The organism is Corynebacterium sp. 122RC1 (genome assembly GCF_024580955.1).
GTDB classification, from domain to species: Bacteria; Actinomycetota; Actinomycetes; order Mycobacteriales; family Mycobacteriaceae; genus Corynebacterium; species Corynebacterium kozikiae.
In genome coordinates this window covers 1-1,615 of sequence record NZ_JANIKD010000047.1, presented here as the reverse complement: position 1 = coordinate 1,615, position 1,615 = coordinate 1, and the positions used below count along the sequence as shown (strand labels likewise).

The window sequence follows — 1,615 nt, the reverse complement described above, 5'->3', positions numbered from 1 at the left end:
CTCATGGCTCGTGCATTCGCATACGCGGATGCGCAGCGCTACCGCATCGGTGCGAACTACCGCCACCTGCCAATCAACCGCCCATGTGCGCACCGTTGCGCGGTTCCACCAACAGTGCAGCACCCAGGCCCATTGCACGTGCAGCGCGGCATCCTGGAACACCCCGGCCAAGGTGGTTGGGGCAAGGTAGTTGTTGTCCAAGTGGCCTTCTTCCTCCGCGGGATAGGGATCGGGAATCCCTTCACTGAGCAGGAAGGCGGCGCGAGCTATGGAGATGAGCCGAACCACATCGCGTTCCTCAACGTCTAACTTTTTGGCCAGCTGCGTGACCGAACGCAAGCCCACATCTCCGCTTTTCAGCAGCGGGATGGGTTGCTCTCCAAGTGCTTCGAGCAACGTTGTGAGTTGACGTAACACCTCAAGGCTTTGGCCGGTATCCACCTCAAGCGTGGCATCGGGATGTGTAGCTGGTGGGTGAAGGGGAATCTGCGGCATGTGGCGGCCAGAAAGCAGCGCCCGTACCCGCAGTGGCAGTACGACGGTGTTGCTGTCCACCCTCTTGAGCAGCCCTGCCGCGATGAGGCGCGGGATGGGTTTTGAGGGGTCTGCATCGCTGGCTGCGTCGCGAGTAGTACCCACGCCTCCTGAGTGATGCAAGGTTTCTAAAATGCGCCTACTCGCCGCATCAAGTTCCTCTAGCTTCGGTGGTAGAGCATCATCGGTGGCTTCCAGTAGATCAAGACCCGAGGGCAGCGCCTGTAGCGCCTCTGCAACTGGGTGGAAAGCACTGGGCTCGCCGAAGCATAAGCCGTACTCCAAGAGCGTTTGAATTCTTTTCAGTACTTCGGTTTCAGAGATGCAAGTGCCGGTTGTGGCAGTGCCGGTTGTGGCAGTGCCGGTGTGCCGCGCCAATTCCTCCACCACTTTGGGGGCATCCAGAGGTTCGATGTTTCCTCCAGTTCGGATACTTCCCGCGGCTTGTAACACGGCCAACCCCAACGCATCTTGACGCTGGAGCGCAAGTTGCAAGGAACTGCGCAATAACAAACGAGCAGCTAGTGACCCTAGCGAAGGGGGAGTGGGGTGAGTGGCGTCCACTCGATGTTCAAGTAGCGTGCGGAGTTGAGCTTGGCTCAATTGACTGAGCCAATGGCGAAACTCTGCGGAGGTGTTGGGGGAAGTCATGATGGAAGGCAAGTTTAGTGGCTGTTCGGGTGTTATTTGAACGCCAAATTTGAAACAATGGAGCACATGGCGAACATCAAGAAGAATGGTTATGTAGATCCGGGCTGGCCAAAGCACGTTCCTGGCGACGGCCACGCGGTTACCGAGCTCATCTCTAAGGTGGCTGGCGCAAACAGCCCTTACGGTGACATCGAATTCCCAGTGCCTGTCGAGGAACTGGGCTACGTACACCCATACACCCGCGTGAACAAGTAACGCGTTTCCTCGCTTACACCTCGCGAGAATTGAGGCAAACAACCGCACTGAAGTGTCCCGGGTTTTGTTCCGTTTGAGTAGATGGGAAAATCTGGAACATGCCAAAGAAGTTTGATCAGGATGCGAAGGACCGTGTGGTCCGCTTGGTTGAGGATCGTATTCTGGCGGAGAATCT

Annotated in this window: 1 protein-coding gene and 1 pseudogene; both read left to right on the top strand. The window is 57.1% G+C overall.

Annotated elements, in window-relative coordinates:
- Positions 1–135 (top strand): annotated as a pseudogene (locus NQ050_RS11300) (catalase); the annotation flags it as partial.
- Positions 136–1,251: 1,116 nt separating this feature from the next.
- Positions 1,252–1,440: a hypothetical protein gene (locus tag NQ050_RS10975; RefSeq protein ID WP_257039381.1), complete on the top strand. Its 189-nt coding sequence runs from the start codon at positions 1,252–1,254 to the stop codon at positions 1,438–1,440.
- The last annotated feature ends 175 nt before the right edge of the window (positions 1,441–1,615 follow it).

Excerpts from the sequence above, each read along its gene's own strand:
- NQ050_RS10975 (WP_257039381.1), top strand. The coding sequence starts at position 1,252 with ATGGCGAACATCAAGAAGAATGGTTATGTAGATCCGGGCTGGCCAAAG.